The following is a 4,570-nucleotide window of genomic DNA, read 5'->3' as shown; positions in this document are numbered from 1 at the left end:
AGAGCTGCAAGAAAAAGAAGAGAATTTAGCGCGGGCACAAGCTCTTATAGCCCGCCTACGTGCTGAGAATAACGTATTGAAAGAAGACAAAAAATGTATCCTGTCATTTATAGATAGTCTGAAACAACATATTAGTATCGCTGGGAACCATCATAAGAAATGGGCCGTGACTTTTGTGAAGTCGCGTCTTCAAAATAGGTTTGAACTCTGACAATGCCAATCTCCAGCCTAGCCCCGAAGGAACCCCGAGAAATCGGGGTTTTTTGATCGGGTTTGGGACCCCAAGCCAAACATCAAAACGAGGGTATTTCTATGTGTTACGGAACGAACTGCGGTCGTGAAGGCGCTTTCGGCACATGCTCGCACCCGGAAGATTGCATCATGCGGGCCATTGAGCGCGACGCGGAAGAGAACCTTGCCGCGCGGCTGGCACACGACACGGCCTTGCGGCAGGAACATTTCCTTTGCCCCAACTGCCTTGGGGAGAACGAACACCACTACCTCTCCTATGGAAACGGCCTGTTCACCTGCCCGGAATGCGGCGGGGAATGCGACGCGGCGGAACTCATCGCGCTTTATGAGGATGTGCGCGCCGGGTATGTCTCTGATGCCGAAACCGTCGGCCTGTGGATTGAAAAGCTCGACGCAAGGAGGGTCGCATGAGCGCCACATTTTTCTGCATCGAAACCGGGAATTCGCTCTACGGCGGAACGGTCAGGCACTTTTTCAATTCACCCACAGCCGTGATGTCGTTCCTCAAGGCTACACGGGAGGGCTGGAACCTCCGCGCGGCGGAATGGGACGATGGGGAACTCGTCCCCACGCGGCCCATCACGGACTGCCGCCTTGTCGACGAGGACGGCGGTATTGATGCCGTCTTCGAACGGTTGGAGATAGCCGCATGAAAGCCCGTGTTCTCTGCCCCCACTGCAAGGTGCAAGGCCGCCTGATTCGTCTGACGGAAACCTCCGGCGACAAGCTCAAATGCCGTCACTGCGGGCACACCTACACCCGCGAGGAAATCGCCATCATCTACGAAAACGCGGCGCGCGCCTTTGCCGAAGCCGCCGCGAAAGTGAGGAAACAACCCATGAAGGAACCGCACGCAACCCCGGCCCACAAATACCCCCTCCCCGATCCCGACAACGTACGCCACTGGCACATCCCGGACAGGGTGTTGTTCGCAGTACTGGTCGCCGCCCTGCTCGGCGGGTGTTTCCTTGCGCTTGGCATGCGCCCCATTATCGAGCCGCTGATCAAGGAGGCCCTGCGATGAACTGGACGGACGACGCCTACAGCGACGAACACGGCCCTTGGACGGACGAGGAACTCATGATCGCGGCGGGCAATGCCGCACGGCGCAAGGCCCTGCGCCGGGAAACGACGGAAGGAGATGACGATGTGTGACCAGCCGCAGCCCACGGGCATCTATCAGGCTATGGCGGAGATCCTCGCGGAAATCCCGTCCATCGGGAAGGACAACAGGAACAAGGATCAGGGGTTCCAGTACCGCGGCATCGACGACGTGTACAACGCGCTGCATCCGCTTCTGGCAAAGCACAAGGTATTCATGGCCCCCACGGTGCTCTCCCGGGCCAGCGAAGACCGCACGACCGCAAAGGGCGGCGTGATACAGTGCGTGACCCTTTCCGTGGAGTACCGCTTCTTCCATGCGGACGGCTCGTCCATTTCCTGCACGGTCATGGGCGAAGGCCGCGACACCTCGGACAAGGCCACCAACAAGGCAATGGCTGTGGCCCACAAGTATGCCCTGCTCCAGACGTTCTGCATCCCCACCGAGGACATCGCGCAGGACGACCCCGACGCCGAGACGCCTGAGCCCGTGCAGCCGAGGCAGGACGCCCGCCCGCAGGTCATGAGCGGCCCCGTGGACTTCGACAAGGTACGCGCGGAACTCGCCCGCATGACCACGGAAGAGGAACTGCAGGAATACTGGAAGAAGGTGCGGGTTGAAAAGGAACACCGCCACTTCAACCAGCTTTCCCGGCTGTTCCTCGACCGCCGCAAGGAAGTTGCGGAAAACCGGGAGGCACCGCCCGCCAAGCCCCGCCCCACGTCCTCCATCCCGAACATCATCCCGGCGGATCAGGTCATTGCCGAGTTTAACGCCTGTGAGACGATCACGGCCCTGTACGCGGCAGCAACCCGCCTTGCCGTCCCGGAAAACCACCCGGAGATTACCGCCATCCGTGAAGCCTTCCGGGCACGCCGGAAGCAGATTGAAGGCGCAGGGCAAAAGACCCAAGCCGCATAACCACGGCCCCGTCTGAAAACCCGGACGGGGCTTTCTCTTTTCAACCAACGAGGCAACCATGCTGAATAAGGCAATGATCATCGGAAGGCTCGGACGTGAGCCGGAACTCAAATACACGCAGAGCGGCAGCCCCGTCTGTACGTTCAGCGTCGCCACGGACGAATCCTACACGGACAACAGCGGGCAGAAGGTCGAAAAGACGGAATGGCACCGCATCGTCGTGTTCCAGAAGGCGGCGGAAAACTGTTCGCAGTACCTCGGCAAGGGCAGCCTCGTCTTCATCGAAGGCAAGCTCGAAACCCGCAAGTGGCAGGACCAGCAGGGGCAAGACCGTTTCGTCACGGAAATCAAGGCGCAGCGCGTCCAGTTCCTCGACCGCAAGGCGGACGGCAACGGGCAACCCGGCGGGCAACAGGAAGGCGGGCGCAGGCAGCAAGGGCAACGCCACGCTCCTCCCCCATCCGACTATGAAGATCTCGGCCCCGCCTTCCCGTCCGAGGCCTCCGGCATGGACGATGTTCCGTTCTAGCAAAACCAACAGGATACAATCATGACACAGACCGCAGAAATACTGGAATCCCTCCCACCCACGCAGGCGCAGCACGGCGGGCTGGCGCAGTTCGACCTTGCCGTCACCGCCACCCCGTTGGTCATCAACTGGAACCGGGACGCCGTGTCCGCCCTGCTCGACGCCACGCTGGAGCAGTACGAGGGGCTGGTGGTGCGGGAAGAGGACGTGCCCGCCATCAAGTCCGAAATGGCGGGGCTGAACAAGCTCCGCGACAGGCTCGACAACGCCCGCAAGGAAATCACCCGCCAGATTGCCGGGCCGCTGGACGCATTTGACGCCGAAGCCAAGGCACTGGTCGTCCGCGTCGTCGAAGTCCGCGAAGGCCTGAGCAGGCAGGTCAAGGAATTCGAACGGAGCGACCGCGAAGGCCGCCGCCAGAGCGTCCAGTTCGTCATCGACGCTTTGAAGAACGGCGAGGGCGTGCCGGAACTCGACATCCCCATCAAGGAACCGTGGCTCAACAAGAGCATCAAGCAGGCCCAACTGCACGCCGAGATCCAGAACATCATCCTCAAGCACAAGCAGGACAAGGCCGCCGCCGAACAGCTTGAGCGGGCCAGGGCCGACCGCGCCACAATGGTTGAAGCCGCGTTGAAGGCCAAGGCCGAGGAGTACGGCTTTAGCCTCCCGATGGGCAAGTTCGCGCCCTGCCTGTCGCTGGACATCACCAGCGAAGAAGCCACGGGCGTCATCGGGCAGGTCTTCGCGGCGGAAGCCCGCCTGCGCGAGCAGCAGGCACAGGACAAAGCCGCGCGCGAAGCCGCAGCCGAGGAAGCCCGGCAGACCCGGCAGGCCGTGCCGACGCCACCGCCAGCAGCCCCCTTCATCGAAGAGGACGACTTCCCCGCGGCCCCCCCGGTCACGACGACCCTGATCCTGTCCGTCGCCTACGAACCGGCCCGCGAACAGGCCGTGCAGGAACTCCTCGCGCAACTCCGTTCCGTGGCCACCGTCACCGTCATGTAACCGGCGCCCACCTCCCGCGCCATCCCCATAGAGCCCGCCGGGGGGCATGTACCCCGGCAAAGGAATTTCCATGAGTCAGGAACAACAGGACATCCCGGATTACGTCCGCGTCACCCTCACCATCCATGAGTTCTTCGAAGACGGCGAATGCTGCATCGTCTCGGACAAACACGGCCACGGCACGGAACTCTCTACCGACGCCTTCCTGCATGACGCCGAGGATATAGACGTGGGCGATACCATCACCTGCGACATCCTGCGCGAAGCGTGGGAGGACACCGGGCTCACCCCGGACGATACGGGGCCGCATGACGTCCGCGCCTGCGGGCGGGAACACATCGAGATGCTGGTGGATCTCACCGATGAACAGCTCCTTGAGCTCGGCTCCGAAATGGCGGACGCCTTGCGCGAACGGGACAAGCTGGAAACGGAACTTCTCGCCGTGAAGAAGGACTATAAAGCCCGCATTGACCTTTCCGTCTCCAAGGCTGCGGAAGCGGCAGCGGAATACCGTTCCGGCAAACGGTTTGAAACCGTCTCCTGCGACCGCTTTGAAGATCGGACGACGATGGAGGTCGTATGGTGCGATTCCATGACGGGCAAGGAAATCAGCCGCCGCCCGATGACCGCCGATGAGCGGCAGCACCGCCTTGAACTCGTCACCCCGGACAAGCCCGCGGACAACGGCGAAGGCCGGGCGGAAGTGCTCACCTTGCCCGCGCCGCCCGCCGCCAACGCCCCGCACCCTGCCTGTCATG

8 protein-coding genes and 1 pseudogene are annotated in these 4,570 nt (G+C 61.9%); all 9 read left to right on the top strand.

What is annotated here, in order from left to right; all coding sequences use genetic code 11:
- A partial coding sequence (locus HMPREF0178_RS22595; RefSeq protein WP_232281270.1) for a hypothetical protein occupies window positions 1-211 on the top strand: 211 nt, incomplete at its 5' end.
- A 101-nt stretch (window positions 212-312) separates the two neighbouring features.
- Window positions 313-663 carry a hypothetical protein gene (locus HMPREF0178_RS12480; protein WP_009368403.1) on the top strand — a complete coding sequence of 117 codons (351 nt, stop codon included), beginning with the start codon at window positions 313-315 and terminating at the stop codon, window positions 661-663.
- On the top strand, window positions 660-905 hold the full coding sequence (locus HMPREF0178_RS12475; RefSeq protein WP_009368402.1) for a hypothetical protein: 246 nt from the start codon (window positions 660-662) through the stop codon (window positions 903-905). Before HMPREF0178_RS12480 ends, HMPREF0178_RS12475 begins: the two co-directional genes overlap by 4 nt.
- The gene (locus tag HMPREF0178_RS12470; protein ID WP_009368401.1) at window positions 902-1,276 is read left to right on the top strand and encodes a hypothetical protein; all 375 of its coding nucleotides are present in this window, start codon (window positions 902-904) and stop codon (window positions 1,274-1,276) included. The genes HMPREF0178_RS12475 and HMPREF0178_RS12470 overlap by 4 nt, the downstream gene beginning before the upstream one ends.
- The gene (locus HMPREF0178_RS22820) at window positions 1,273-1,407 is read left to right on the top strand and encodes a hypothetical protein (protein ID WP_009368400.1); all 135 of its coding nucleotides are present in this window, start codon (window positions 1,273-1,275) and stop codon (window positions 1,405-1,407) included. The genes HMPREF0178_RS12470 and HMPREF0178_RS22820 overlap by 4 nt, the downstream gene beginning before the upstream one ends.
- Window positions 1,400-2,275 carry an ERF family protein gene (locus tag HMPREF0178_RS12465; protein ID WP_009368399.1) on the top strand — a complete coding sequence of 292 codons (876 nt, stop codon included), beginning with the start codon at window positions 1,400-1,402 and terminating at the stop codon, window positions 2,273-2,275. Before HMPREF0178_RS22820 ends, HMPREF0178_RS12465 begins: the two co-directional genes overlap by 8 nt.
- A gap of 58 nt (window positions 2,276-2,333) precedes the next feature.
- A complete protein-coding gene (locus tag HMPREF0178_RS12460; protein ID WP_009368398.1) occupies window positions 2,334-2,804 on the top strand; it encodes a single-stranded DNA-binding protein in 471 nt (156 codons plus the stop codon).
- 21 nt (window positions 2,805-2,825) lie between these two features.
- On the top strand, window positions 2,826-3,812 hold the full coding sequence (locus HMPREF0178_RS12455; RefSeq protein ID WP_009368397.1) for a DUF1351 domain-containing protein: 987 nt from the start codon (window positions 2,826-2,828) through the stop codon (window positions 3,810-3,812).
- Between the two features lie 70 nt (window positions 3,813-3,882).
- Window positions 3,883-4,570: pseudogene (locus HMPREF0178_RS22035) on the top strand (hypothetical protein); the annotation flags it as partial.

Source organism: Bilophila sp. 4_1_30, from assembly GCF_000224655.1.
Lineage (GTDB): Bacteria > Desulfobacterota > Desulfovibrionia > Desulfovibrionales > Desulfovibrionaceae > Bilophila > Bilophila wadsworthia.
The sequence above is the reverse complement of the archived record's forward strand: the minus strand, read 5'-3'. Positions and strand labels throughout refer to the sequence as shown.

Bases quoted from the DNA above. Each gene is read 5' to 3' on its own strand.
- HMPREF0178_RS12470 (WP_009368401.1), top strand. From the start codon at position 902: ATGAAAGCCCGTGTTCTCTGCCCCCACTGCAAGGTGCAAGGCCGCCTG.
- HMPREF0178_RS12460 (WP_009368398.1), top strand. From the start codon at position 2,334: ATGCTGAATAAGGCAATGATCATCGGAAGGCTCGGACGTGAGCCGGAA.
- HMPREF0178_RS22820 (WP_009368400.1), top strand. From the start codon at position 1,273: ATGAACTGGACGGACGACGCCTACAGCGACGAACACGGCCCTTGGACG.
- HMPREF0178_RS12455 (WP_009368397.1), top strand. From the start codon at position 2,826: ATGACACAGACCGCAGAAATACTGGAATCCCTCCCACCCACGCAGGCG.
- HMPREF0178_RS12475 (WP_009368402.1), top strand. From the start codon at position 660: ATGAGCGCCACATTTTTCTGCATCGAAACCGGGAATTCGCTCTACGGC.
- HMPREF0178_RS12480 (WP_009368403.1), top strand. From the start codon at position 313: ATGTGTTACGGAACGAACTGCGGTCGTGAAGGCGCTTTCGGCACATGC.
- HMPREF0178_RS12465 (WP_009368399.1), top strand. From the start codon at position 1,400: ATGTGTGACCAGCCGCAGCCCACGGGCATCTATCAGGCTATGGCGGAG.